This is a genomic window from Pantoea sp. Taur, from assembly GCF_009830025.1.
In the GTDB taxonomy this organism is placed as follows: domain Bacteria; phylum Pseudomonadota; class Gammaproteobacteria; order Enterobacterales; family Enterobacteriaceae; genus Pantoea; species Pantoea communis.
In genome coordinates this window covers 1-25,234 of record NZ_SZZZ01000022.1, presented here as the reverse complement: position 1 = coordinate 25,234, position 25,234 = coordinate 1, and the positions used below count along the sequence as shown (strand labels likewise).

Below are 25,234 nucleotides of genomic sequence, written 5' to 3'. Positions count from 1 at the left end.
AAAGGGCATTACTTGAGTTGTTGTGTTTTTGCCAAAAAAAAGCCGACTCTCTGGCCGGCTGGATGCTTTCTTTATTTCGTTCCGAAGATCTTATCGCCGGCATCGCCGAGACCTGGAATGATATAGCCCTTCTCGTTCAATCCCTGATCGATTGACGCGGTGTACAGCTCAACGTCCGGATGCGCTTTCTCCAGCGCCGCAATCCCTTCTGGTGCCGCCACCAACACCAGCACTTTGATGCTGTTGCAGCCCGCTTTTTTCAGCAGGTCGATAGTGGCGATCATCGAACCACCGGTTGCCAGCATCGGGTCAACGACCAGCGCTAAACGCTCTTCGATGTTAGACACCAATTTCTGGAAGTACGGCACCGGCTCCAGCGTCTCTTCATCACGATAGACACCGACAACGCTGATGCGCGCGCTTGGCACGTGCTCCAGCACACCTTCCATCATGCCGAGGCCCGCACGCAGAATCGGCACCACGGTGATTTTTTTGCCTTTGATTTGATCGACGTCGACCGGGCCGTTCCAGCCTTCGATGGTGACGCGCTCCGTGGCCAGATCGGCAGTGGCTTCATAAGTCAGCAGGCTGCCGACTTCTGAGGCCAGCTCGCGGAAGCGTTTGGTGCTGATATCATGCTCACGCATCAGGCCCAGTTTATGTTTGACCAGCGGGTGTTTGACTTCCACGATCTTCATGATTGTTCTCCCGGAATTGAGTTGAGCTAAAAAAAATCGCCGGATTATACCGCCTTTTTGCCGCTGCGCCACTTGTCATTGGTCAATGGCTTAGCGCGATTCGCGTGATCTTAAGGATTGGCGAAAAATCAGCACTGTGCAAAGCGGCGTGAGATGGCACTCGCAAACGTTTGCCTGCGCTGATAGAATTAGCGCGCTTAATTTTTGCCACCAACCGCAATTCGCGTGGGGATTCCGCAGTGACCGACAAAACCTCTCTCAGCTACAAAGACGCCGGTGTTGATATCGATGCTGGTAACGATCTGGTTGACCGTATTAAAGGCGTAGTAAAGAAAACTCGCCGCCCGGAAGTGATGGGTGGGCTGGGTGGCTTTGGCGCGCTCTGTGCGCTGCCGCAGAAATACCGCGAGCCTGTGCTGGTCTCCGGAACCGATGGCGTCGGCACCAAGCTGCGTCTGGCGATGGATCTCAAACGTCATGACAGCATCGGCATCGATCTGGTTGCGATGTGTGTGAACGACCTGATTGTGCAAGGCGCTGAGCCGCTGTTCTTCCTCGACTACTACGCGACCGGCAAACTGGATGTGGATACCGCTTCTGCGGTGATCACCGGCATCGCCGAAGGTTGCCTGCAGTCAGGTTGTGCGCTGGTCGGCGGTGAAACCGCTGAGATGCCAGGCATGTACCACGGTGAAGACTATGACGTGGCTGGTTTCTGCGTCGGCGTGGTGGAAAAATCAGAAATCATTGACGGTTCGAAAGTGCAGGACGGCGACGTGCTGATCGCACTGGGTTCAAGCGGCCCGCATTCGAACGGTTATTCGCTGGTGCGTAAGATTCTGGAAGTCAGCCAGACTGATCCAGAAACCAAACAGCTGGATGGCAAACCACTGGCCGATCATTTGCTGGCACCGACTCGCATCTACGTGAAAAACATCCTCAGCCTGATCGAGCAGGTGGATGTGCACGCGATTTCTCACCTGACCGGTGGCGGCTTCTGGGAGAACATCCCACGCGTGTTGCCAGACAATACTCAGGCGGTGATTGACGAGAAGAGCTGGCAGTGGCCCTCCGTGTTCAGCTGGTTACAGCAGGCCGGTAACGTCAGCCGTCATGAAATGTATCGTACCTTTAACTGCGGCGTGGGCATGATCATCGCGCTGAGCCCGGCCGATGCCGATAAAGCGGTACAGCTGATGACCGACGCTGGCGAACAGGCGTGGAAAATCGGTGTGATTAAAGCCTCTGACTCAGAAGAGCGAGTGGTTATTAATCCATGAAAAAACTGGTTGTACTGATCTCCGGTAACGGAAGCAATCTTCAGTCCATCCTCGACGCCTGCGCAAGCGGGCGTATTAACGGCAGCGTCGCTGCCGTTTTCAGTAATAAAGCCTCGGCATTTGGTTTGACGCGTGCGCAGGAAGCCAGCGTGCCGGGCCATAGCCTCGCCGCCAGTGACTTTGCCGACCGCGATGCGTTTGACCGCCAACTGATGCAGGAAATCGATGCCTATGCGCCGGATTTGGTGGTGCTGGCCGGTTACATGCGCATTCTCAGTCAGGCGTTTGTCGCGCATTATCACGACCGGTTGGTGAACATCCATCCGTCGCTGCTGCCGAAATATCCCGGACTGCATACTCATCGTCAGGCGTTAGAAAATGGCGATGAGGAACACGGTACGTCAGTGCACTTTGTTACTGACGAACTGGATGGCGGACCGGTGATTTTGCAGGCGCGCGTGCCGGTGTTTGCTGAAGATGATGAAGAAGAGATCACCTCACGCGTGCAGCATCAGGAGCATGCGATTTATCCGCTGGTGATCGGCTGGTTTGTCGATGGACGCTTGCAGATGCGTGATGGAAAAGCCTGGCTGGATGGGCAACCGTTGCCGCCTCAGGGTTACGCACACGACTGATTTTCACCTTATCCAGCCGCTTGCAGACACATTGACCTGCTTAATTCTCCCCAGTCACTGGCTGATGTCAGCGCCTGGGGCTTCTAAGACCTGTTGCCTTTCTGCGCCCTGAAAACGTAGCGCACGTTGCCTATCCCTTAACCAAATCTACCCGTAATGTAATCTTCGGTTTTGCGCGCTTTTGGCGAGGTGAAGATGCGGTCGGTTTCATCAAACTCCACCAGTTGTCCGTTATGCATAAACGCCGTGTAATCTGACACGCGCGCCGCCTGCTGCATGTTGTGCGTCACCAGCACCAGCGTGAAATGCTGCTTTAACGTGGTCATCAACTCTTCGATCACTAGCGTGGAAATCGGATCGAGCGCCGACGTTGGCTCATCCAGCAGCAATACTTCCGGCTCAATGGCAATGGCACGCGCAATCACCAAACGCTGCTGCTGACCGCTGGAGAGCGTCAACGCATTCTGTGCCAGCTGATCTTTCACTTCACTCCACAGTGCCGCTGCACGCAGTGCACGTTCACAAGCTTCGTTCAGCACGCGACGATCGCGTACCCCTTGCAGCCGCAAACCGTACACCACGTTCTCGTAGATCGATTTCGGGAATGGATTCGGGCGCTGAAATACCATGCCAATCCGGCGACGCAACGCAGGCAGATCCTGATTCGCCTGCATCACCGCATGCTGATCGAGCAGAATTTCACCTTCAATGCGGCAGCGATCAATCACATCGTTCATGCGATTAAAGCAGCGCAGCAGCGTTGACTTGCCACAACCGGACGGACCAATCAGCGCTGTGATGCGGTTTTTGGGGATGTGCAGATCGATATTGTTCAGCGCCTGGCGCTCACCGTACCACAGCGACAGCTGGTTAACGGTTAACGCGATGTCGTAATCGGGCGTCATCTAAAAACCTTTCTAGTGCGTCATGAGGCGGTAACGCTCGCGCAGCCGATGCCGCAGCGCCATCGCCAACAGATTGAGCGACAGGATGATCACCACCAGCAGCAAGGCGGTGGCGTAAACCAGCGGTCGGTCAGCGTCGATATTCGGGCTCTGGAACGCCAAATCGTAAATCTGAAAACCGAGGTGCATAAATTTGCGGTCGAGGTGCAAATAGGGGAACACCGCATCCACCGGTAACTCCGGGGCCATTTTCACCACACCCACCAGCATCAGCGGGGCGGTTTCCCCTGCTGCACGCGCTACAGCCAGAATCAGGCCGGTGAGCATCGCCGGGACCGCCAGCGGTAACACCACGCGCCACAGCGTTTCCGCCTGAGTGGCACCCAGCGCCAATGAGCCCTGACGCAAATTATCCGGGATGCGTGACAGCCCCTCTTCAGTGGCAACAATCACCACGGGCAATGTCAGCAGTGCCAGCGTCAACGCCGCCCACAGCAGACCGGGCGTTCCAAAAGTGGGATTAGGCAGCGAGCGCGAGAAGAACAACTGGTCGAGGGTGCCGCCAATGAGCCAGACAAAGAAGCCCAGACCAAACACGCCATACACAATCGACGGCACACCGGCGAGGTTCACCACCGCGATGCGCACCAGCCGCGTTAACGCATGACGTCCGGCATATTCGTGCAGCCACACCGCCGCCACCACCCCCAGCGGCATCACGATGATCGACATCAGCAACACCATCAGCACGGTGCCAAAAATCGCCGGGAACGCCCCGCTCTCGCCGCCGCCTGATGTTGGGGAATCGCTGACAAACTGCCAGATCTGACTGAAGAAGTGCTGCAACTTCTGCCTAAACGACATCGCATTTGGATACCAGGCATCCACCACCTGCGCCAGCGGAATAATATGATCCTGCCCCTGCACATCGCGCAGCACCAACGTGTCGCGTTCGCTCTCATGTTGCAGATGGGTCAGTTGTTGCGCTAGTGCGCTAAAGCGCCGTTGCAGCGCCACGCTGTTGGCATCGAATTCCGATTGATCCTGCAGGGTGAACGTGCCGCGCTGACGTTGCTCATCAGCTTGCTGCTGCAGGCTTTCCAGCTGTGCATTGAGGCGCGCCATTTGCACACGACGAATATGGCTGGCCTGACGTAGCTGCTCATGGACTTGCGCCAACCGCTGATGCAGCAGCGCATCACGATCGCGCGCGGTCAGCACTTCATTGTCTTCCCGCAGTTCAATCAGCCAACCGTAAGCGTTGCCGCCGCTGCGGCGCTGTAAAACCACCGCATCTGCCGGGCGACGCGTTTTCGCCGCGCCCTGGCTATACAGCACACGGAAATCCGGTGCGGCAAAATCGCGATTGCCCGTTTTCACCACATAGCGCCACTGCTCGCCCTGGGGCTGTTTGTGCAGCGTTTCGCCCAGCACCATCACCGCCGAGCCTTCCGGCGGCTGGAACAGGTATTGATCCACTGGCTGCGGCCAGAAGGCGCGCATGCCCTGCCATCCCAGCAGGCCAATCAGCAAGGTAAACGCCAGTAAACACACGGCCACCGCACCGGCTGTCAGCCAGCGCCAGCGATCGTTTTGACGCATCGCTTTCATCCCTGTCCCTCATGCTGGCTGTAGCGCTGGCGCAGACGCTGACGAATCAACTCCGCGACGGTGTTGATCACTAAAGTGAATATCAGTAACAACAGCGCACTCAGGAACAGAATTCGGTAATGCGCACTGCCCGCTGCCGCTTCAGGCATCTCAATGGCGATGTTAGCCGAAAGTGCACGTAATCCGGCAAACAAGCCGCCTTCGCTGACCGGCGTGTTGCCGGTGGCCATCAGCACAATCATGGTTTCCCCTACCGCGCGGCCAAAACCGATCATCAGGGCAGCAAAAATGCCTGCTGATGCGCCAGGCAGAACCACACGCGTCAGGGTTTGCCACGGCGTGGCACCCAGCGCCAGTGAACCTTGCCCCAGCGCGCCGGGCACGCTGAATAAAGCATCTTCTGACAAGGTGAAAATCAACGGCACCAATGCAAAGCCCATCGCCAGCGCTGCGACCAATAAGTTGCGTTGTTCATAATGCGCCAACCGCTCGCCGATATCCGGCCACAACTGCGTGGGCAGCCAAAGCGTCAGGAGTGTGACGGCCAGCAATACCGGCAGCAGCAGAATCACCTCGAAACCTGGGCGTCGCCAACGCGCTGGCAAATGCGGACTGAGCACGCCGCACAGCAATAAAGTCACCGCCAGCACCAGCGGTAGCAGCAACACGCCGACCAGCGCAGTACTCACGTGCGGTGCCAGCCAGACACCGGCAATCAAGCCAATCACCACGCTTGGCAACGCACCCATCATTTCAATGCCCGGCTTCACCCAGCGGCGTAATCCCGGAGACATAAACCATGCGGTGTACATTGCCGCCGCCAGAGCCAGCGGCGTGGCAAACAGCAGCGCCAGCGAGGCGGCTTTGAGTGTACCCAGCACCATCGGTATCAGACTGAATTTGGCCTGATAGCTGTCGCCAGCCGCAGTGGATTGCCATACCCAATCCGGCTGCGGATAGTTTTCGTACCAGATTTTTTGCCACAGATTGCGCCAGGTGAAATCGGGCCACGGATTATCCAGCGCAAACTGTTGCCACTGCCCTTCCCGTTCAATAATCAGCGCATCGCCGCGGGGTGAAAAGGCCAGCGCCTGGATGCCCGGTGCCAGCTGACGCGTCAAAATCGGTCCCTGCTGCTTGCTGGCGAACAGTTTGACCTCACCCGCTGCATTAAAGGTGGCAAACACACGACGCTGCGCCTCAGGCACAACCTTCAGCGCATCCTGGCTGTGATCAAAGGTATGAATTTCCTGCAACCGCGGCCCTTTATCGCCTGCGATGGCAAACCATTGCTTGACCCCCTGGGTATCCTGAATCAGCAGCGTGCGCCCCCCGGTGAGGATATGCAGGCTTAGCGGACGCTGGTTAAGGGTCTGCGTTTCGCGCAGCTGTGCGCCCTCAGGGGTGATTTGCCATACGCGCAGCAAACGTCCTTCGCTGGCGTACAGCAATGTGCCGTCGGGGGATAACAGCAAATGCTCGGCTTGCTGCTGTGGCAGCAAAATCTGATTAACGGTTTGCTGGTTCTCCAGCGTCATTACGCTGATGCCTGCCGGCGTTTGGGCGGCAATCCGCCATTGGTGATCGCTTAGCGAGGTGAGCGCCATGGTGGTGACCGCGCCCTGCGCCAGACGCAGCGGACGATCGCCAAACGGGAAGAACCATTGACCGTGATTTTCGTGGATCAGCGGTTGCATCAGCAGCAGTGCGCCCTGCATATTGAGCAACACGCTACTGCTATTGCTGCTGTTGACCGCCGCATCAGGGTGCTGTTGCAGCACCAGCGCCTCAGCGGCGGGCTGTCCATCAAGCGGAATAAAGCGCGCCTCGTTGCGGCTGATGCGCCAGCCGAGACGCCCATCGCTGCCCATCGCCAGTACCTGGGCTTTATCCCAAAGTTGGATATTGGTGGTGGCTTGCATGCCCGGCGCGCTGAAAAGGGGTAACACCACCCAGATCAGCCAGAAGAATAGCAGCAGCATCAGCAGCAAAATGCCCACGCCGCAGCCTGTCACCACGCGACGAACAAACTGATCGACAGCGCGGCGACGGCGGTCGCTGAAATGGACAGGGATACGATTTATGCTCATGCAGGCCAGGTTACAGGTGAAAACACGTCGCTATGTTGCCCGTAGCTGATTGATAAGACAACCTTTGGCGTTGGACAAGCTTGCCATACTCTCGCCATAATGGTGACGGACACTGAGCGGAGGCGCATTTTTGCGATTTTCCCGCCGGACAATCCGTCCAGCAACAGCATCACGGAGTCAGAATGGGTCAGGAAAAGCTGTATATAGAAAAAGAAATAAGCTGGTTAAGCTTCAACGAACGTGTATTACAGGAAGCAGCGGACAAGACTAACCCGCTGATTGAGCGCATGCGCTTCCTGGGTATCTATTCCAACAATCTCGAAGAGTTCTATAAAGTGCGCTTCGCCGATCTGAAACGTCGCATTCTGATTGGTGAAGAACAGGGCACCCCAACGACCCTTCGTCATATCTTGAAAAAAATTCAGCTGCGGGTGCAGAAATCGGATCAGGAATTCGATGCGCTGTACAACGACCTGCTGCTGGAGATGGCACGTAATCAGATCTTCCTGATTAACGAACGCCAGCTGTCGCCGAATCAGCAAGAGTGGCTGCGCTATTACTTCAAACATCAATTACGCCAGCACGTCACGCCGATTCTGATCAATCACGACACCGATCTGATTGAGTTCCTCAAAGACGATTACACCTATCTGGCGGTCGAGATCATTCGCGGCGACGATATTCGTTACGCGCTGCTGGAGATCCCGTCCGACAAGGTTCCCCGTTTCGTCAACTTACCGGCTGAATCACCGCGTCGTCGCAAGCCGATGATCCTGTTGGATAATATCCTGCGCTATTGCCTGGATGAGATCTTCAAAGGCTTCTTCGATTACGATGCGCTGAATGCTTATTCGATGAAGATGACGCGCGATGCCGAATATGACCTCGTTACCGAGATGGAATCAAGCCTGCTGGAACTGATGTCCTCCAGCCTGAAGCAGCGTCTTAACGCAGAACCGGTGCGCTTTGTGTATCAGCGTGATATGCCGGATGCGATGGTGGAAATGCTGCGCCATAAGCTGTCGATTTCGAACTACGATTCGATTGTGCCGGGCGGCCGTTACCACAACTTTAAAGACTTTATTGGCTTCCCGAACGTCGGCAAAGCCAATCTGGAAAACCGTCCGCTGCCGCAAATCCGTCACATCGGCTTTGATGGTTTCCGTAACGGTTTCGATGCCATCCGTAATCGCGATGTGCTGCTCTACTATCCGTATCACACCTTTGAGCACGTGCTGGAGCTGTTGCGTCAGGCATCGTTCGACCCAAGCGTGCTGGCGATTAAGATCAACATTTATCGTGTAGCTAAAAACTCACGCATCATGGATGCGATGATCCACGCGGCGTACAACGGTAAAAAAGTGACTGTGGTGGTTGAGCTGCAGGCGCGTTTTGATGAAGAAGCCAACATTCGCTGGGCAAAACGCCTGACCGAAGCCGGTGTGCACGTGATCTTCTCCGCGCCGGGTCTGAAAATTCACGCCAAACTGTTCCTGATTTCACGTCGTGAAGGCGATGAGATTGTGCGTTATGCGCATATCGGCACCGGTAACTTCAACGAAAAAACCGCACGCATTTATACTGACTATTCATTGCTGACCGCCGATGCGCGCATCACCAATGAAGTGCGCCGCGTGTTCAACTTTATTGAGAACCCGTATCGTCCGGTGACGTTCGAACACTTACTGGTGTCGCCGCAGAACTCGCGCGACATGCTGTATAAGTTGATCGATGCCGAGATCGCCAATGCCCAGCAGAAAAAACCGGCGGGCATTACGCTGAAAATCAACAACCTCGTCGATAACGGCCTGGTGGATCGCCTCTATGCCGCGTCATCTGCGGGCGTGAAGATCAATTTACTGGTGCGCGGCATGTGTTCTCTGATCCCTGATTTACCGGGCATCAGCGAAAATATTCGTATTACCAGCATCGTTGACCGTTATCTTGAGCATGACCGCGTCTATATTTTTGAGAGCGGCGGCGAGAAAAAGGTTTATCTCTCTTCCGCAGACTGGATGACGCGTAATATCGATCACCGTATTGAGGTGGCCGTGGCGATCCTTGATCCCCGCGTGAAGCAGCGCATTCTGGATATCATTGCCATTCTGTTGAGTGATACCGTGAAAGCGCGCATCGTGGACAAAGAACTGAGTAACCGTTATGTTCCGCGCGGCAATCGCAAGAAGGTGCGCTCGCAGCTGGCGATTTACGATTACATCAAGAAACTGGAACAACCCGAATAACGCCTATGCCAATTTCCCATAAAAGTACGCCGAAACCGCAGGAATTTGCTGCCATCGATCTGGGCTCAAACAGTTTCCACATGGTCATTGCCCGTGTGGTCGATGGCGCCATGCAAGTGTTGGGGCGTTTGAAACAGCGCGTGCATCTGGCCGATGGGTTAGATTCGCAAAATCGCCTGAGCGATGAGGCGATGGAGCGTGGCCTGAGCTGCCTGGCGCTGTTTGCGGAGCGTTTACAGGGGTTCAGCCCGGCAAACGTCACTATCGTCGGTACGCACACGCTGCGTATCGCCACCAATGCCGAAGAGTTCCTGCAGCGCGCCGCAGAGGTGATCCCCTATCCGATCGAGATCATCTCTGGCAACGAAGAAGCGCGTCTGATCTTCATGGGCGTGGAGCACACGCAGCCGGAAAAAGGCCGCAAGCTGGTGATCGATATCGGCGGCGGTTCAACCGAACTGGTGATCGGTGAGGATTTTGAACCGCAGCTGGTGGAAAGCCGCCGCATGGGTTGTGTCAGCTTTGCCAATCTCTATTTCCCGAAAGGGGAAATTTCGCCTGAACACTTCCGTCGCGCGCGTTTGTCCGCAGCGCAGAAGCTGGAAACCATGGCTTGGCAGTATCGTCTGCACGGCTGGCAGTATGCGCTCGGCGCTTCAGGCTCGATCAAAGCGGCCTGCGAAGTGTTGATGGCAATGGGTGAGAAAGAGAAGCTGATCACGCCGGAAACGCTGGAGATGCTGGTCTCTGAGGTGCTGAAGCACAAGTCGTTTAATGCGTTGAGCCTGCCGGGCTTGTCGGAAGAGCGTAAAGCGGTGTTTGTGCCAGGGTTAGCGATTCTGTGTGGCGTATTTGATGCGCTGGCAATTCGCGAACTGCGCCTGTCTGACGGCGCGCTGCGTGAAGGTGTGCTGTATGAGATGGAAGGTCGCTTCCGCCATCAGGATATCCGCAGCCGCACCGCGCAAAGTCTGGCTAACCACTACGCTATCGATAGCGATCAGGCACGCCGCGTGCTGGAAACAACCGAGCAGCTTTATCTGCAGTGGCTGGATCAAAATCCCAAACTGGCGAATCCACAGCTCTCGGCGTTACTGAAATGGGCTGCGCTGCTGCATGAAGTGGGATTGACCATCAATCACAGCGGCATGCAGCGCCATTCAGCTTACATCCTGCAGAACTCCAACATGCCTGGTTTTAATCAGGATCAACAGATGCTGTTGGCCATGCTGGTACGCTACCACCGTAAAGCGGTGAAGCAGGATGAGATGCCGCGTTTCACCTTGTTCAAAAAGAAACAGTTCCTGCCGATGGTGTTCCTGTTGCGTCTGGGTACGCTGCTGAATAATCAGCGCCAGGCCACCACCAAGCCGGACTCGCTCAAACTCAACGCAGATGACAGCAACTGGACGCTGACTTTCCCGCGTGGCTATCTGAGCCAGAATACGCTGGTACAGTTGGATCTGGAGCGTGAGCAAGCCTACTGGAATGATGTCACCGGCTGGAAACTGACGCTGGAAGAGGAGTAATGCGGGCTGCTGGCCCGCTGTATCACTATGACAACACGTCCCGATAACTATTTCGCGGAAAAATACGGTCTGACGCCGACCCACTCCGAAGTGCTGGCTGCACTGCCAAAACTGGAAGTGGGCAAGGCGTTAGATCTCGGCTGCGGCCAGGGCCGTAACAGTCTGTTCCTGAATCAGCACGGTTTTGACGTGACGGCCTGGGACAGCAATCCGGTCAGCCTTGAGCGTCTGAATAGCATTATTCAGGAAGAGAATCTGGAGAACATTCGCACTGAACTGTGCGATCTCAATCAGGTGCGTTTCAACGGCGGCTATCAGTTCGTGCTCTCCACAGTGGTGATGATGTTCCTGCAACCGGAATCCATCCCACAGCTGATTGCCGATATGCAGGCCAGTACGCTGAAATATGGCTATAACCTGATTGTGGCGGCGATGAGCACGGATGATTATCCCAACTCGCAGAACTTCCCGTTCACGTTCAAATCCGGTGAGCTGAGCCATTACTATCGCAACTGGCACATCGTGAAGTACAACGAGGATATCGGTGAACTGCATCGTCGCGATGAAAACGGCGATCGCATCAAATACCGTTTCGCCACGCTACTGGCGCAAAAAGCCAGCTATTGATGACGAGGCCGCGGATTGCGGCCTCATCTGATTTTGATCAACGCACCCTTAACCGTTACTGCTCATTTTTCACACAGCGATTGACCTGACAATCTAACTGTGACTAAATGTTGCCATCGCCCAGCCGGGCATTTACAGGAACCACCCTGCGTGAACAGCGCCATCCCTGCACGAAGACGTCCCAAAACCGGTACCATGACTCGCATTATTTTGCTGATCAGTTTCTTCATTTTGGTTGGCCGTCTGATTTTCATTATCCCCGGTGCGATTGAGCATCATCAGCAAAAAAAAGCCGCACCTGAGCCGGTCACCACACTGAGCACCAGCGATTCGCGCTAAGGAACTTGCGGGTCATCGTTGCTTGCCGCTTCACATTGCCCGATTGTGACAATGCTGCTTAATGCGCCCTGATTACCCGCAACGCGCTACACTTTGACCTGACTTTACAGACACAAGGGACGCGTTATGTCTGCTCCGTATGCACAACAATTAACTGAGATCCGCCAGCGCATCTTGCATCTGCTCCTCAGCGAGGACGATCTCGTTGATGTGCTGCTGGATAAATCTATCGATCTCAATGCCGCCGAGCTGCGAGAGATCACCGACTGGCGCCATCAGCTGGAAGAAGAGCTGCATCAACTGCACGCAGCTGACTTAGCGGATATCCTCGAAGCGCTACCTGAACAAGAGCGTCTGGCATTATGGCGCCTTGTGCCCTCCGAACAGCGCGGTCGCGTGCTGGTCGAAGCCTCTGAAACCGTCTGGGCCAGCCTGACGGAAGGTATGACTGATCGCGAGATTCTGCACGCTATTGAGCCGCTGGACATCGACGATCAGGTATATCTGGCTCGCTATCTGCCGCGTGATTTAACCGGACGTTTACTCACCACGCTGGAGCCAAACCTGCGTGCACGCCTGCTGGAAGTGATCGAGCTTGATCGCGACCGCGTGGGCCAGGTGATGGATTTCAATATTCTGACCGTCCGATCTGACGTGACCCTCGCCACCGTGCAGCGCTTTCTGCGCAAGCGCAAAAGCATGCCGGATGGTACCGATAAAATCTTTATTACTGACGAACAGAATCAGTTGCTGGGTGAGTTAACACTCACCGACATTTTACTCAACAAGCCAAAGACGCTGGTTTCTGACGTGATGAATGCGCGCCCGACCACCTTTCAGCTCGACGACAAAGCCGAAGATGCAGCCAGTGCCTTTGAGCGTTATAACCTGATCTCTGCCGCCGTTATTGATGCGAAAGGCAAGTTGATTGGCCGTATCACCGTGGAAGACGTGATCGATCTGGTTAACGAAGAGAACGAAAGCAACATCCGTAAGATGGGCGGTATCAGCCAGGGTGAGGACGTGTTCGCGCCGGTGCGCAAAGCGGTGGGTAAACGCTGGGCGTGGCTCGCCATCAATCTGTGTACCGCATTTATCGCTTCTCGCGTAATTGGCCTGTTTGAAGAGACCATTTCTCAACTGGTGGCGCTGGCGGCGCTGATGCCTATCGTCGCCGGGATTGGCGGTAACACCGGTAACCAAACCATCACCATGATTGTGCGTGCGCTGGCGCTGCATCAGGTGGAACCCGGTAACTTCTCCTTCCTGGTGGTACGTGAACTCGGCGTTGCCCTGATTAACGGGCTGTTCTGGGGCGGAATCATGGGCAGCATCACCTGGTTGATGTACGACAATATGCAACTCGGTGGCGTAATGATGCTGGCGATGGTGCTTAATCTGCTGCTGGCGGCGCTCATGGGTGTACTGATTCCGTTGATCATGACCAAGATGAAACGCGACCCGGCGGTAGGCTCCAGCGTGCTGATCACCGCTATCACCGACACCGGCGGTTTCTTTATTTTCCTCGGTCTGGCAACGGTGTTTTTGCTGCACCATTAAATCAAAGACAGTGCGCGTAACGTTGCAGCGCTTGCTGCAAATTGAGTTGCAACGTTGCGTGCGCCAGTTCGCTGATGCCCGGTGTTACGCGGGATGAACCGCGTTGATTTAACCACTCGACCACATCGATAAGGTGCCACAACGCGGTTTTACCATCATGAATTGGACGTGGAAACTGCGGGCTGTGAGTGAGCATTAACTTCCGCATATTTTGGCGCGATACGCCGATCAACTCGGCGATATCCGTAAGGCCGACCAGATCGGGGGCCGCTTCAATCAGTTCGGCATCGGGTAAAGCCTGAATGACTTCGGCTAAAGCATCGCGAATCGCTTGCTGCGCACTCTCCGCTTCCCGGCAGTACATCAGACTCAATTTACCGGCTACGCCAGTACCCACCAGCGCATCAGTGCAACCGGCAGCACCGAGTCGCTCCAGGGCTTCGTCATCAGAAACAGCGTCACTCAACTGAAAACGTAACGTGAATTCAAATTCCATTTTTACATCCTTATCGTTTCACTCTTAAGCAGTTATCCACCACTCGCTTTAACATCCTGGCATGATTTTCAGGGCTCTTAGGCGTGCTCCAAATGCAGGTAATACAGAAATCACCGCATCGACACTCTGCTGAATTCTCCGGGCAATACATTTTTCCCCACGCATGATGCCCACCCTGCGCAATTTTCCATCCCTGAACTTCTGCATAACGTAAAACGCTTTCAATCTCTTTGTGCGGGTGTCGCTTCCTTTCTGACATTGCATGCCACCTTATACTTTGAACACTAGGTTGTCAACTGACAACCACCTTCAGTTTTCAGATGCTATGTCATCAGCATTTAAGGCGTGAGAGAACAAGAAGTGTCCAGTGATCCCGGATTTAATTTGAGGTTGGATACCAGCGCACAAAATCGAGCGCACCTGAGTTCAAGCGCATATACACTTAGCGCTATCACTGACCTGAGGGAGAAACAGCATGTTTAAAGTTGATGATTTTGTGCAGTCGAAGACCGGTGGCCCAAAGATGCAGGTCACACGGGTTGAAGGTGAGTTGTTATGGTGCGCGCGTATTGACGATCCCATCAAACGTGAGATCGAAGTCAGGGCAGATAGCGTGAATTTGTATCACGAAGAAGGCGATTTCGGCGTGTGCTGATTCTTCCGTTACGCGATAAATAGCGCCGCTACTGGTCAGTGCGCCCTGCCATAGCGGCGTAATTTATTGTGTAATGCCTGGTTTTGCTCGCCATGAATGACGCGCTACGCTGCTCGGTGCGGTTAATGACGCCCTTACATTGTTTGGTGCGGTTTTCATAAAGTGCGCATTCATGCGTACCAGGTTAAAGACGCACTCGCTGGCTTAAGTGAATGGCATTACGCAATTTATTACACGGCATGAACGCAGACAATCACGGATTGTCCTTTTGCAGATTATCTTGCCCAATTCCGCCAATAAACGGCAAGCGCAGTTTTAATGGCGTGAAGTCCAGCCCCAGATTCAATCCCAACACATTCACTTCCAGCCCTTCTTCCGCACCCAGGGTAACGCCTAACACACCCAGCAAGGACACCTGTAACCCACGCCCCGACGGTGGTAATCCAATGGGATGAAGCAGAGAGCGATAGTCTTTGCCTAACGCATTAGCAGGCAGGTCTAACTTTAATGCAGGTACTTCACGGCCAATGTGCGCCATAAAGGTGTTGCTGTTCGGTCCCGGCCACGCGTGATAGGTCGTTGGCCACGGGTAGGATTTTATCGCCGATTCGATATGCGGAATCATTGCTTCTGCTTCCTTGCCGCGATGCTCCACCAGTAAACGCGGTTTCGCGCCGTACCAGTATCCGTCCGGCAGGTTTGCGTTGCGACGCACCTTGTCGCCACTGCCCCAGCTGATCACTTCGTAACGGTTGTACTGCGTCTCTCCCGCGCGTTTGAAAATGATCCACGGATGCACCGCGACAGCGCCCTTCCAGCCATATGTGGGCGCGGCATAGACCTGCACGATGGCCAGATTGGCATATTGATGTGGGTCCGGCGCTAACCCGGCCGAATCCCGTCGCGCCGTCGCCCAGCCACCGCGCTCACTGGTTAACTCACCGGTGCGCGTGGCTTGCGCCAGACTCGCTGCCAGTGAGAGCAACACAATACAGAGGAAAGAGAGGAGAAAGGCTTTCAATGGCAGCATCGACGGCGTCCTGATGATTAACAATTCACCGGCCATCATGCATTGATAGAGGTGGGTTTGTATTCACTAACTATGCTTTGCTGTCCTGGAAAAGAAAAAGCCCGCATTTAAGCGGGCTTGATAGGCGATTCAATCAGCGGAAATTATTCCCACTCAATCGTGGCCGGTGGCTTACCTGAGATATCGTAAACCACGCGAGAAATGCCGTTCACTTCGTTGATGATGCGGTTGGAGACGCGGCCGAGGAAATCGTACGGCAGATGCGCCCAATGCGCGGTCATGAAGTCGATGGTCTCCACTGCACGCAGTGACACAACCCAATCATATTTACGACCGTCGCCCATTACGCCGACAGAGCGCACTGGCAGGAACACGGTGAAGGCCTGGCTGACTTTGTTGTACAGGTCAGCTTTATGCAGTTCTTCGATGAAGATGGCATCGGCACGACGCAGCAGGTCACAATACTCTTTCTTCACTTCGCCGAGTACACGCACGCCCAAACCTGGACCCGGGAACGGATGGCGATACAGCATGGCGTATGGCAGGCCCAGTTCCAGACCGATCTTACGCACTTCATCTTTGAACAGCTCTTTCAGCGGCTCAACCAGGCCCATCTTCATCTCTTTCGGCAGACCGCCCACGTTGTGGTGCGATTTGATCACGTGCGCTTTGCCAGTAGCAGAAGCAGCAGACTCGATCACGTCTGGATAGATGGTGCCCTGTGCCAGCCATTTCACGTCAGTCAACTTCAGCGCTTCTTCGTCGAACACTTCAACGAATACGCGGCCGATGATCTTACGCTTGGCTTCGGGATCGTTCTCGCCCGCTAGTGCATCGAGGAAACGGTTTTCAGCGGCAACGTGAACGATATTCAGACCGAAGTGATCGCCAAACATGTCCATCACCTGCTCGGCTTCGTTCAGACGCAGCAGGCCGTTGTCCACGAATACACAGGTCAGACGATCGCCTATAGCGCGGTGTAGCAGCATCGCGGTGACAGAGGAATCCACACCACCTGACAGGCCGAGGATCACTTTATCTTCGCCGACCTGCTCACGAATACGCTCTACCGCATCTTCGATGATCTTGGCTGGCGTCCACAGTGCTTCACAGCCGCAGATATCACGGATGAAACGCTCCAGCATGCGCAGGCCCTGACGGGTATGCGTCACTTCTGGGTGGAACTGCACGCCGTAGAATTTCTTCTCTTCGTTGGCCATGATGGCAAACGGACAGGTTTCGGTGCTGGCAACGGTTTCAAAGCCAGCCGGGATAGCGGTCACTTTGTCACCGTGGCTCATCCACACGTCCAGCAGCGGTTTGCCGGCTGCGCTGATGGCATCTTCGATGTCACGAACCAGCGCGCTCTGGGTCAGCACTTCAACCTGCGCATATCCAAACTCACGCTCGTTGGAGCCTTCAACCTTGCCGCCCAGCTGCATTGCCATGGTCTGCATGCCGTAGCACACGCCCAGCACCGGTACGCCAGCATTGAACACGTATTCTGGTGCACGTGGGCTGTTCAGCTCAGTGGTGCTTTCCGGGCCACCTGACAGGATGATGCCGTTTGGATTGAAGCTACGAATCTGCTCTTCGGTGACATCCCACGCCCAGAGTTCGCAGTAGACGCCCAGCTCACGCACGCGGCGCGCGACCAGCTGCGTATACTGAGAACCAAAATCGAGGATCAAAATGCGATGTTTATGAATATTTTCAGTCGTCATTGAGGCGTTTCCATTGGGATGGACTTAATAATAAAAGCGCCCGGCAGGTGCCGGGCGTTGAATCTTACGGGATTATGAACCCATGCGGTAGTTCGGTGACTCTTTGGTGATGGTCACATCATGCACGTGGCTTTCGTTGATACCTGCGCCACTTATGCGCACGAACTCGGCTTTAGTACGCAGATCGTTGATGGTTGGGCAACCGGTCAGGCCCATGCAAGAGCGCAGACCGCCCATTTGCTGGTGCACGATCTCTTTCAGACGGCCTTTGTAAGCGACGCGGCCTTCGATACCCTCTGGCACCAGTTTGTCAGCCGCGTTATCGGTCTGGAAGTAACGGTCAGATGAGCCTTTAGACATCGCGCCCAGTGAACCCATACCACGGTAAGATTTGAACGAACGGCCCTGATACAGCTCGATTTCGCCTGGAGATTCTTCAGTACCCGCCAGCATAGAACCGACCATCACAGCGGCCGCGCCTGCGGCGATCGCTTTGGCGATGTCACCTGAGAAACGGATACCACCATCAGCCACAACCGGGATACCAGTGCCTTCCAGCGCAGCAACCGCATCAGAAACGGCGGTAATCTGTGGTACACCTACGCCAGTCACGATACGCGTGGTGCAGATTGAGCCAGGGCCGATACCCACTTTCACCGCGCTCACGCCCGCTTCGGCCAGTGCCAATGCACCTGCACCGGTCGCCACGTTGCCACCGATGATGTCCAGGTCTGGATACTTCGCTCGGGTTTCACGGATACGTTGCAGAACGCCTTCAGAGTGACCGTGAGAAGAGTCGATCAGCAGAACGTCAACGCCCGCAGCAACCAGCGCGTCAACACGCTCTTCGTTACCTGCGCCCGCACCAACCGCAGCACCCACACGCAGACGGCCTTCCGCATCTTTACAGGCGTTAGGTTTACGCTCTGCTTTCTGGAAATCTTTAACGGTAATCATGCCCAGCAGATGGAAGCTGTCATCCACAACCAGCGCTTTCTCAACACGTTTTTCGTGCATTTTCTGCAGTACGATATCGCGCGCTTCACCCTCTTTAACGGTGACCAGACGCTCTTTCGGTGTCATCACAGCGGAAACTGGCAGGCTCAGGTCCGTCACAAAACGCACGTCACGACCGGTGATGATGCCGACCAGTTCGTTGTCTGTGTTCACAACCGGATAACCCGCAAAGCCGTTGCGCTCGGTCAGCTCTTGCACTGCCGCCAGCGTGGTGGTTGGCAGAACAGTTTGCGGATCGGTCACTACGCCACTTTCGTGTTTTTTCACTTTGCGAACTTCATCCGCCTGGCGCTCAATCGACATGTTTTTGTGGATAAAGCCCAGACCGCCTTCCTGCGCCAGTGCAATTGCCAGACCGGCTTCGGTCACGGTGTCCATAGCAGCAGACAGCATAGGGATGTTCAGACGGATGTTTTTCGTCAGTTGGGTGCTGAGATCAGCGGTGTTCGGTAAGACAGTGGAGTGAGCTGGAACGAGCAGAACGTCGTCAAAAGTGAGGGCTTCTTTAGTGATTCTTAGCATTGCAATATCTCCACCTGGGGGCGATTAAAACAGATAAAATATTGCCGCGGCATTATACAGGCCGAAATCGATTGCCTCCAGTGTTTTTTAGGAAAAAGTCTTGATCCTTCGGGTAAGCAATGTAGTATCGGTTGATTAACCCTCTGATTTAAAATTTGATCTACATCACATGTCGCTACCGCCAACCGCCAATATTTTTACTGTCAGCCGCCTGAATACCACGGTGCGCCAACTGCTGGAAAATGAGATGGGCCTGGTGTGGCTCAGCGCTGAGATCTCAAATTTTAGCCAGCCCTCTTCCGGTCACTGGTACTTCACCTTAAAGGATGATGGCGCACAAGTCCGCTGCGCGATGTTCCGTAATAGCAACCGCCGCGTCACCTTCCGTCCTCAGCATGGTCAGCAGGTTTTGGTGCGCGCCAGCATTACGCTGTATGAACCTCGTGGCGACTATCAGCTGATTATCGAAAGCATGCATCCAGCGGGTGAAGGTCTGCTGCAGCAGCAGTTTGAGCAATTGAAAGCGCGACTGGCGGCCGAAGGGCTGTTCGATCAGCAGTTCAAACAGCCGCTGCCCGATCCGGCGCGCCAGGTCGGTGTGATCACCTCTGCCACCGGTGCCGCGTTGCATGATGTGCTGCGCGTACTGCATCGCCGCGATCCCTCGTTGCCGGTAATTATCTATCCCACGCCGGTGCAAGGTGTGGATGCACCGGCTGCGATTGTGCGTGCCATTGAACTGGCGAACCAGCGTGATGAGTGTGACGTGCTGATTGTCGGCCGTGGCGGCGGCTCGCTGGAGGATTTGTGGAGCTTTAACGATGAGCGCGTGGCGCGTGCTATTTTTGCCAGTCGCCTGCCCATCGTCAGTGCCGTCGGCCACGAGACAGACGTCACCATCGCCGACTTTGTCGCCGATCTGCGCGCCCCTACCCCATCTGCGGCGGCAGAAATCGTGAGCCGCAATCAGATCGAACTGCTGCGCCGTTTGCAGTCACAGCAGCAGCGTATGGAAATGGCGATGGATTTCTACATTGCAGAGCAGCAACGCCGTTTTACCCGCATACAACATCGTTTGCAGCAGCAACATCCACAGCTGCGTCTGGCACGCCAGCAAACCACACTGTTCCAGTTGCAGCGTCGCCTCGGCGAGGCAATGGATCAACGTCTGCGCGTGGCTAATCGCCAGCAGGATCGCGTGTTACAGCGCCTCAATCAGCAGCAGCCTCAGGGGCGCATTCTGCGTGCGCAGCAGCAGATGCAGCAGTGGCAGTATCGCCTGCAACAGGGCATGGAGAAGCAGCTGAATCACAATCGTCAGCGCTTTGGTAATCTGGCTGCGCAACTGGAGGGCGTCAGTCCGCTTGCGACTCTGGCTCGCGGTTTTAGTGTGACAACGGATACCCAAGGCCAGCTGGTGAAGAAAACCCAGCAATTGCATAAAGGCGACTTACTGCGCACCCGTCTGGATGATGGCTGGGTGGAAAGTCAGGTGACCGCCCTTGAACCGCAGAAATCGCGTAGCCGTAAAGCACGCTCCTAGCTGAAAAACTATACTTCTGGCATGTTCACTCACGGCCAGGAGTTACTATGACCTACAGCGTTATTCCTCCGTATATTCTTCGCAACATCATTGACCATTGCTCGGGTGCGCCTCAGGAGTCTGCTCGCCGCACCCTCACCCATGTTCAGCAACTGATGGCTGAACACAATCAAAAAGCGGCCAGCGCGGCCACCGCCCAGCCTGGCAGCGTGTTGCGTGCCATCTTTGATGCGGAGAACACACAGAATCTACCCGGCACCTTAATCCGCGATGAAGGTCAGCCAGGCAATGGTGATGTCGCTGCCGAGGAGGCCTGGAATTATCTCGGCATCACCTACGATTTCTACTGGCAAATCTTCAAGCGCAACTCACTGGATAACCAGGGCCTGAAGCTGGATGGCACCGTGCATTACGGCAAGGAGTATCAGAACGCCTTCTGGAACGGTCAGCAGATGGTGTTTGGTGACGGCGATGGCGAGATTTTTAACCGCTTTACCATTGCGCTTGATGTGGTCGCGCATGAACTCACCCACGGCGTGACCGAGAACGAGGCCGGGCTGGTTTATTTCCAGCAGTCTGGTGCATTGAATGAATCGATGTCTGATGTGTTCGGCTCGCTGGTGAAACAGTTCCACCTGCAGCAAACGGCCGATCAGGCTGACTGGTTGATTGGTGAGGGCTTGTTAGCATCCGGGATTAAAGGCCGTGGACTGCGATCCATGTCCGAACCAGGCACGGCTTACGACGATCCGAAACTCGGCAAGGACCCGCAACCGGCGGATATGGATCATTACATCGAAACCCGCGATGACAATGGCGGTGTCCATCTCAATTCTGGCATTCCTAACCGTGCGTTTTATCTCGCCGCTAAAGCGTTAGGCGGCTTTGCCTGGGAGTTAGCGGGCCACGCCTGGTACGACACTCTCTGCGACAAGACGCTGCCGCAGGATGCCGATTTCAGCACCTTTGCCCGCTTTACTGTCGAACATGGTGGTAAGCGATTTAACCGTTCGGTGGCGGAGGCGATTCAATCCGCCTGGCAACAGGTAGGCGTAAAGTGAATATTCAACTGACTGATGACGCCATTATCGAACTGGCGCGTGAAGGCGGCATTGCTTTTATCCCCAATCTGCGAGGCGAGCGCCGCTTTGCCCTGGCGCAACTGCCGGAACCGCAAAAACAGCGGGTGTGTAACGTTCTCGAACAAGCGCTGCCACTGGGCGAACCTGAAGATCAGGCGGCGAATCTTGGCAGCGGCGATCAGCGCTATTTTCGCATTCAAATCACCTATGCCACCCATCAAGAGGCGGGATCCATCGTGATTTTAATTCCAGAAACCGTGGCATCGCCAGAATTAGAGGCGCTTTGGCGCGACGGCCAGTGAAGAACTCGGAGATCTCCCAAGGCAACCTGTAACTTACTGACTATAATCATTAATGTGGCTAGCTAGTCCACGTCGAAGAAAACACCCTTAGATGAGGTCTCTGCTATGACACAAAAAAAGCAACGAGGTGGTGCCGGGAACTTTGCAGAGGACCCGGAGCGCGCCAGGGAAGCCGGTAGTGCTGGCGGCAAAGTCAGTGGGGGCAATTTCAGAAACGATCCTGAAAGAGCCAGGGAAGCTGGAAGAAAAGGAGGTCAAAAAAGCCGTCGCCCCTCCAAGCAGCAGTGAATAAGGTACCTTAAGGAGTGAAGTGCGCCACGGATGGTTAATAAAAAAAGGCCGACATCATGATGTCGGCCTTTCTTCTTACTGAGGCTTACTTGCTGTCTGGCAACGCGTAAGCAATCACGTAATCACCACGGTCTGGAGACTGACGAGCGCCACCTGCGGAGATCAGGATGTACTGTTTGCCATTTTTCGGCGAAACGTAGCTGATTGGACCGCCCTGGCTGCCGACTGGCAGACGTGCTTTCCACACTTCTTTACCGGTTGAGCTATCGAAAGCGCGCAGATAGTAATCCTGCGTACCGGCGATGAACACCAGGCCACCCTGAGTCGCTAAAGTACCACCCAGCGTTGGCATACCGATTGGCATCTGTGCGCGCATCTTAATACCGAATGGACCGGTATCCTGCACAGTACCAACTGGCACCTGCCATACGATCTGACGGGTTTTCATGTCGATAGCAGACAGCGTACCGAATGGTGGTGCCTGGCACGGAATGCCCAGCGGAGACATGAAACGGTTTTTGTTAACAGCGTAAGGGGTGCCTTTCAGCGGAACGGCGCCCATGCCGGTGTTGATCGCTTCACCACCATTGCTGGCTGCATCTTTGCTGGTGTCCTGAGGAATCATCTGCACCCACAGGCCCAGACGCATGTCGTTAACGAACATGTACTGGTTGTTCGGGTCGAACGAGATGCTGCCCCAGTTCATACCACCCAGTGAACCTGGGAAGCTAAGTGACTTATCGGTATCTGGTACGGTGAACAGGCCATCGTAACGCATGCCTTTAAAGGCAATACGGCACACCAATTGGTCGAACGGCGTCGCGCCCCACATGTCAGACTCGGTCAGCTTCTGGTTGCCGATGTTTGGCATTTCCACTGAGTGCGGCTGTGTTTTGGTGTACTGCTCGTTCGGGATATGGCCCTGCGGCATTGGCTGCTCTTCAACTTTCGTCAAAGGCTTGCCGGTCAGGCGATCCAACACCCAAATCATACCGGTTTTTGCACCGATAACGACGGCTGGCTTAGTGGTGCCATCCTTCATTGGGAAGTCGACCAGGCTCGGCTGCATCGGCAGGTCGAAATCCCACAGATCGTTATGTACGGTCTGATAAACCCATTTTTGCTTACCGGTAGTCGCATCCAGCGCCAGAATTGATGCGCCGTAGGTGTGATCCAGTTTGGTACGATTCGCACCCCACAGATCCACAGACGAGCTACCCATTGGCAGGAACACAGTGTTCATCGCCGGGTCGTATGACATCGGTGCCCATGAGTTCGGGGTACTACGGGTGTAGTCTTTGCCCGGCATCAGGATGGCATTCGGGTCATCGTTACCTGGATCAAACGCCCAACGCATCTGACCGGTGATAACGTCAAAGCCGCGCAGTACGCCGCCAGGCATATCGGTCTGGACGTTATCTGCCACACGACCACCCACCACTACGGTGGTGCCGGCCAGCTGTGGTGCAGACGTCAGCTGATACTGTGGATCGGGCGCTTTACCCAGACCTTTTTTCAGGTCAACCACACCGTGGTCGCCGAAGTCTTCACAGAATTCACCGTTGTCAGCATTGATGGCAATCAGACGCGCATCAATGGTGTTCATCAGAATGCGACGCTGACAGGTATCACCTGCCGCCAGAGCTGGCGCAGGAACCGGCGTTGAGCCAGGCTGTGTTGGCTGCTGTACGGGTTTGGTCGCATCGAAATACGCCAGACCACGGCAGCGGTTCCACACTTCTGCCTGTGCGTTGATTTCACGCTTCCAGATCTGCTTGCCAGTATCCGCTGCAACCGCAATCACGTTGTTGTGCGGGGTGCAAAGGTACAGGGTGTTGCCTACCTGCAGTGGCGTTTCCTGATCTTCCGCGCCGTTACCGGTTGGGCTGATCGGGGTATCGCCAGTGTGGAAGGTCCATGCAACCTGCAGGTCTTTTACGTTGTCACGGGTGATCTGGTCGATCGCCGCGAAACGCTCACCTTCAGGCGTGCGGCCGTAGCTGCTCCAGTCCTGCTGTGGTTTAGACTTGTCCACCGGAATCAGCGGCAGCTGTTTGCCTTCGAAAGCGACGGTTGGGTGCGGCTGGAACATCTGCACGAAAGTTGCCACCATGCCAACAGCGATAACTGCTGAAAGGACATAGGAAACTTTCGCCAGAGAGCTTTTGCCTTCACGCTTACGCAGCGCTGGCCAGGTCAGGAACGCCAGCAGCATCAGGCCTGCAGGCACCATCAGGCGTGAAACCAGCTGCCAGAAGTGGAAGCCCGCATCAAACAGCGCCCAAATCAGGGTGCCAACGAAGACCAGAATGAATAAGGTCACGGCGGATGATTTGCGACGGAAGAACTGAACCGCCGACAGCAACATCACAATACCGGAAATGAGGAAGTACCAGCTGCCGCCCAGAGCGACCAACTTGCCACCGCCGATCGCGAAGAACAGACCGACAGCCAGCAGGACCAGCCCGAACAATACAGACCAGATACTCAACCCTTTGCAGGGACGAGCGGAATTTTCTGCCATAACAAAAACTCTCCTGAAAAAATAACGCGCTGGTGCCGGCTAACAAACTGTAGCCAGTAGCAATGCTCCTGCCAACGATGGGGGACAGGAACCAAACCGTTACGCTTTATTTTATATCTATTGGTACGGGTGCAATGCCCGTAATTCGGCGCTTGTGAGCAAGGACACATCGCAGGTGAGAGTGATTCTCGCTACAAGGCGGCAGGATTGTACCACCTGGTTCATTAGAAAGTGAACATCCATAACGAAGGAGTTACTGGGCAATAGCATTTTTGCTACAAAACCAGTCATAAGTTATTAATAAATATGAGGCTGAATCAAAGTGTAATTTTTGATGTTAAGGCGATATGTCAGGGATGATGAGCTTATCGCGCGGCATCAGGGCGAAAAAAAAGGGCCCGTTTGGGCCTAATGCCAGTCAGTTAAGCCTGACTGGCATTTTTTCTTCTGGCTGTCGGATATTTATAGGGTCTCTCTTTCACCACCCTTGGGAACGAGCGCTCCCGTCGTCCCGGTAGTCTGACCATCTCT

23 protein-coding genes are annotated in these 25,234 nt (G+C 55.0%); 12 read left to right on the top strand and 11 right to left on the bottom strand.

Annotated elements, in window-relative coordinates:
* Nucleotides 1-71: 71 nt before the first annotated feature.
* Nucleotides 72-698: a uracil phosphoribosyltransferase gene (gene upp / locus FD744_RS21685; protein ID WP_034825735.1), complete on the bottom strand. Its 627-nt coding sequence runs from the start codon at nucleotides 696-698 to the stop codon at nucleotides 72-74.
* Nucleotides 699-937: 239 nt separating this feature from the next.
* Here upp and purM point away from each other — a divergent pair, with 239 nt between their 5' ends.
* Together purM and purN are read left to right on the top strand one after the other, a co-directional pair.
* Entirely contained in the window at nucleotides 938-1,978 is a 1,041-nt protein-coding gene (gene purM / locus FD744_RS21680) for a phosphoribosylformylglycinamidine cyclo-ligase (RefSeq protein WP_034825969.1), read from the top strand.
* Nucleotides 1,975-2,613, top strand: coding sequence for a phosphoribosylglycinamide formyltransferase (gene purN / locus FD744_RS21675; protein WP_160834301.1), 639 nt, complete (start codon nucleotides 1,975-1,977; stop codon nucleotides 2,611-2,613). The genes purM and purN overlap by 4 nt, the downstream gene beginning before the upstream one ends.
* Nucleotides 2,614-2,750: 137 nt before the next feature.
* On the opposite strand, the gene pstB is transcribed toward purN, so the two are convergent.
* The 3 genes from pstB to FD744_RS21660 are packed head-to-tail and all read right to left on the bottom strand — an operon-like array spanning nucleotide 2,751 to nucleotide 7,219.
* Nucleotides 2,751-3,518 (bottom strand): phosphate ABC transporter ATP-binding protein PstB, encoded by a 768-nt coding sequence (pstB, locus tag FD744_RS21670; RefSeq protein ID WP_038645455.1) that lies wholly within the window; start codon nucleotides 3,516-3,518, stop codon nucleotides 2,751-2,753.
* Nucleotides 3,519-3,530: 12 nt separating this feature from the next.
* Nucleotides 3,531-5,129: a phosphate ABC transporter permease PstA gene (pstA, locus tag FD744_RS21665; RefSeq protein ID WP_160869349.1), complete on the bottom strand. Its 1,599-nt coding sequence runs from the start codon at nucleotides 5,127-5,129 to the stop codon at nucleotides 3,531-3,533.
* The gene (locus tag FD744_RS21660) at nucleotides 5,126-7,219 is read right to left on the bottom strand and encodes an ABC transporter permease subunit (protein WP_160869347.1); all 2,094 of its coding nucleotides are present in this window, start codon (nucleotides 7,217-7,219) and stop codon (nucleotides 5,126-5,128) included. The genes pstA and FD744_RS21660 overlap by 4 nt, the downstream gene beginning before the upstream one ends.
* A 182-nt stretch (nucleotides 7,220-7,401) precedes the next feature.
* Between FD744_RS21660 and ppk1 the strand changes: the two genes are divergently transcribed.
* From ppk1 to mgtE, 5 genes are all read left to right on the top strand, one after another.
* Nucleotides 7,402-9,462: a polyphosphate kinase 1 gene (gene ppk1 / locus FD744_RS21655; RefSeq protein ID WP_034825724.1), complete on the top strand. Its 2,061-nt coding sequence runs from the start codon at nucleotides 7,402-7,404 to the stop codon at nucleotides 9,460-9,462.
* A 5-nt stretch (nucleotides 9,463-9,467) separates the two neighbouring features.
* Complete coding sequence (gene ppx, locus FD744_RS21650; RefSeq protein WP_160869345.1) at nucleotides 9,468-10,991, top strand: exopolyphosphatase; 1,524 nt, start codon at nucleotides 9,468-9,470, stop codon at nucleotides 10,989-10,991.
* 27 nt (nucleotides 10,992-11,018) lie between these two features.
* Nucleotides 11,019-11,618 carry a tellurite resistance methyltransferase TehB gene (gene tehB, locus FD744_RS21645; protein WP_160869343.1) on the top strand — a complete coding sequence of 200 codons (600 nt, stop codon included), beginning with the start codon at nucleotides 11,019-11,021 and terminating at the stop codon, nucleotides 11,616-11,618.
* A gap of 150 nt (nucleotides 11,619-11,768) precedes the next feature.
* Nucleotides 11,769-11,957: a YfgG family protein gene (locus tag FD744_RS21640; RefSeq protein WP_034825717.1), complete on the top strand. Its 189-nt coding sequence runs from the start codon at nucleotides 11,769-11,771 to the stop codon at nucleotides 11,955-11,957.
* A gap of 126 nt (nucleotides 11,958-12,083) precedes the next feature.
* Nucleotides 12,084-13,517, top strand: coding sequence for a magnesium transporter (gene mgtE / locus FD744_RS21635; protein ID WP_160834296.1), 1,434 nt, complete (start codon nucleotides 12,084-12,086; stop codon nucleotides 13,515-13,517).
* A gap of 1 nt (nucleotide 13,518) precedes the next feature.
* On the opposite strand, the gene FD744_RS21630 is transcribed toward mgtE, so the two are convergent.
* Complete coding sequence (locus tag FD744_RS21630; protein ID WP_160834295.1) at nucleotides 13,519-14,013, bottom strand: AlpA family transcriptional regulator; 495 nt, start codon at nucleotides 14,011-14,013, stop codon at nucleotides 13,519-13,521.
* 10 nt (nucleotides 14,014-14,023) lie between these two features.
* Nucleotides 14,024-14,272, bottom strand: coding sequence for a hypothetical protein (locus tag FD744_RS25680; RefSeq protein WP_237449442.1), 249 nt, complete (start codon nucleotides 14,270-14,272; stop codon nucleotides 14,024-14,026).
* A 216-nt stretch (nucleotides 14,273-14,488) separates the two neighbouring features.
* Here FD744_RS25680 and FD744_RS21625 point away from each other — a divergent pair, with 216 nt between their 5' ends.
* Nucleotides 14,489-14,668 (top strand): hypothetical protein, encoded by a 180-nt coding sequence (locus FD744_RS21625; RefSeq protein ID WP_034825711.1) that lies wholly within the window; start codon nucleotides 14,489-14,491, stop codon nucleotides 14,666-14,668.
* A gap of 253 nt (nucleotides 14,669-14,921) precedes the next feature.
* On the opposite strand, the gene FD744_RS21620 is transcribed toward FD744_RS21625, so the two are convergent.
* The 3 genes from FD744_RS21620 to guaB all read right to left on the bottom strand — a co-directional run bounded on the left by FD744_RS21620 (nucleotide 14,922) and on the right by guaB (nucleotide 18,961).
* The gene (locus FD744_RS21620) at nucleotides 14,922-15,698 is read right to left on the bottom strand and encodes a DUF3750 domain-containing protein (protein ID WP_160869341.1); all 777 of its coding nucleotides are present in this window, start codon (nucleotides 15,696-15,698) and stop codon (nucleotides 14,922-14,924) included.
* A gap of 143 nt (nucleotides 15,699-15,841) precedes the next feature.
* Complete coding sequence (gene guaA, locus FD744_RS21615) at nucleotides 15,842-17,422, bottom strand: glutamine-hydrolyzing GMP synthase (protein WP_034825692.1); 1,581 nt, start codon at nucleotides 17,420-17,422, stop codon at nucleotides 15,842-15,844.
* Between the two features lie 72 nt (nucleotides 17,423-17,494).
* Nucleotides 17,495-18,961 (bottom strand): IMP dehydrogenase, encoded by a 1,467-nt coding sequence (guaB, locus tag FD744_RS21610; protein ID WP_034825688.1) that lies wholly within the window; start codon nucleotides 18,959-18,961, stop codon nucleotides 17,495-17,497.
* Between the two features lie 169 nt (nucleotides 18,962-19,130).
* Between guaB and xseA the strand changes: the two genes are divergently transcribed.
* The 4 genes from xseA to FD744_RS21590 all read left to right on the top strand — a co-directional run bounded on the left by xseA (nucleotide 19,131) and on the right by FD744_RS21590 (nucleotide 22,176).
* A complete protein-coding gene (gene xseA, locus FD744_RS21605) occupies nucleotides 19,131-20,504 on the top strand; it encodes an exodeoxyribonuclease VII large subunit (protein WP_160869339.1) in 1,374 nt (457 codons plus the stop codon).
* A gap of 47 nt (nucleotides 20,505-20,551) precedes the next feature.
* Nucleotides 20,552-21,565, top strand: a complete 1,014-nt coding sequence (locus tag FD744_RS21600; protein WP_160869337.1) for a M4 family metallopeptidase — start codon at nucleotides 20,552-20,554, stop codon at nucleotides 21,563-21,565.
* A complete protein-coding gene (locus FD744_RS21595; protein WP_034825682.1) occupies nucleotides 21,562-21,888 on the top strand; it encodes a protealysin inhibitor emfourin in 327 nt (108 codons plus the stop codon). The genes FD744_RS21600 and FD744_RS21595 overlap by 4 nt, the downstream gene beginning before the upstream one ends.
* 105 nt (nucleotides 21,889-21,993) lie before the next feature.
* Nucleotides 21,994-22,176, top strand: coding sequence for a general stress protein (locus FD744_RS21590; RefSeq protein WP_045814915.1), 183 nt, complete (start codon nucleotides 21,994-21,996; stop codon nucleotides 22,174-22,176).
* An 88-nt stretch (nucleotides 22,177-22,264) separates the two neighbouring features.
* On the opposite strand, the gene FD744_RS21585 is transcribed toward FD744_RS21590, so the two are convergent.
* Together FD744_RS21585 and FD744_RS25675 are read right to left on the bottom strand one after the other, a co-directional pair.
* Nucleotides 22,265-24,703 (bottom strand): glucose/quinate/shikimate family membrane-bound PQQ-dependent dehydrogenase, encoded by a 2,439-nt coding sequence (locus FD744_RS21585; RefSeq protein ID WP_160869335.1) that lies wholly within the window; start codon nucleotides 24,701-24,703, stop codon nucleotides 22,265-22,267.
* Between the two features lie 422 nt (nucleotides 24,704-25,125).
* Nucleotides 25,126-25,234 (bottom strand): hypothetical protein (locus FD744_RS25675; protein ID WP_237449393.1); only part of this gene is annotated, 109 nt, incomplete at its 5' end.

Coding starts and splice junctions, on each gene's coding strand:
- FD744_RS21630 (WP_160834295.1), bottom strand. CDS start 14,013: ATGGAATTTGAATTCACGTTACGTTTTCAGTTGAGTGACGCTGTTTCT.
- FD744_RS21620 (WP_160869341.1), bottom strand. CDS start 15,698: ATGCTGCCATTGAAAGCCTTTCTCCTCTCTTTCCTCTGTATTGTGTTG.
- FD744_RS21660 (WP_160869347.1), bottom strand. CDS start 7,219: ATGAGCATAAATCGTATCCCTGTCCATTTCAGCGACCGCCGTCGCCGC.
- FD744_RS21625 (WP_034825711.1), top strand. CDS start 14,489: ATGTTTAAAGTTGATGATTTTGTGCAGTCGAAGACCGGTGGCCCAAAG.
- tehB (WP_160869343.1), top strand. CDS start 11,019: ATGACAACACGTCCCGATAACTATTTCGCGGAAAAATACGGTCTGACG.
- pstB (WP_038645455.1), bottom strand. CDS start 3,518: ATGACGCCCGATTACGACATCGCGTTAACCGTTAACCAGCTGTCGCTG.
- ppx (WP_160869345.1), top strand. CDS start 9,468: ATGCCAATTTCCCATAAAAGTACGCCGAAACCGCAGGAATTTGCTGCC.
- ppk1 (WP_034825724.1), top strand. CDS start 7,402: ATGGGTCAGGAAAAGCTGTATATAGAAAAAGAAATAAGCTGGTTAAGC.
- FD744_RS25680 (WP_237449442.1), bottom strand. CDS start 14,272: ATGTCAGAAAGGAAGCGACACCCGCACAAAGAGATTGAAAGCGTTTTA.
- guaA (WP_034825692.1), bottom strand. CDS start 17,422: ATGACGACTGAAAATATTCATAAACATCGCATTTTGATCCTCGATTTT.
- FD744_RS21590 (WP_045814915.1), top strand. CDS start 21,994: ATGACACAAAAAAAGCAACGAGGTGGTGCCGGGAACTTTGCAGAGGAC.
- guaB (WP_034825688.1), bottom strand. CDS start 18,961: ATGCTAAGAATCACTAAAGAAGCCCTCACTTTTGACGACGTTCTGCTC.
- purN (WP_160834301.1), top strand. CDS start 1,975: ATGAAAAAACTGGTTGTACTGATCTCCGGTAACGGAAGCAATCTTCAG.
- FD744_RS21585 (WP_160869335.1), bottom strand. CDS start 24,703: ATGGCAGAAAATTCCGCTCGTCCCTGCAAAGGGTTGAGTATCTGGTCT.
- upp (WP_034825735.1), bottom strand. CDS start 698: ATGAAGATCGTGGAAGTCAAACACCCGCTGGTCAAACATAAACTGGGC.
- FD744_RS21600 (WP_160869337.1), top strand. CDS start 20,552: ATGACCTACAGCGTTATTCCTCCGTATATTCTTCGCAACATCATTGAC.
- mgtE (WP_160834296.1), top strand. CDS start 12,084: ATGTCTGCTCCGTATGCACAACAATTAACTGAGATCCGCCAGCGCATC.
- xseA (WP_160869339.1), top strand. CDS start 19,131: ATGTCGCTACCGCCAACCGCCAATATTTTTACTGTCAGCCGCCTGAAT.
- pstA (WP_160869349.1), bottom strand. CDS start 5,129: ATGAAAGCGATGCGTCAAAACGATCGCTGGCGCTGGCTGACAGCCGGT.